Annotated in this window: 2 tRNA genes; both read left to right on the plus strand. The window is 49.8% G+C overall.

The features are described from left to right. Nucleotides 1-21 precede the first annotated feature (21 nt). Nucleotides 22-98, plus strand: a tRNA-Ile gene (locus tag AC3XQU_RS23915). Nucleotides 99-192: 94 nt separating this feature from the next. Beyond that, a tRNA-Ala gene (locus AC3XQU_RS23920) sits at nucleotides 193-268 on the plus strand. Nucleotides 269-271 lie beyond the last annotated feature (3 nt).

Genomic DNA, 271 nt, shown 5'->3' on the forward strand with positions numbered 1-271 from the left:
AGAAGAAGAACAGTGTATGTCGGGGCTGTAGCTCAGCTGGTTAGAGCACCGTGTTGATAACGCGGGGGTCGTTGGTTCGAGTCCAACCAGCCCTACCATCAACGTGGTTGCCTGTAAAAATCATCTGGCTTTGCCAGGGATTTTTACCTGAATCCACAAAAAAGTAGGTTTGTACTTTTTTGTGATGTATTTGGGGGATTAGCTCAGCTGGGAGAGCACCTGCTTTGCAAGCAGGGGGTCGTCGGTTCGATCCCGTCATCCTCCACCAAAA

Source organism: Telluria sp. AZSoR62, assembly GCF_058111565.1.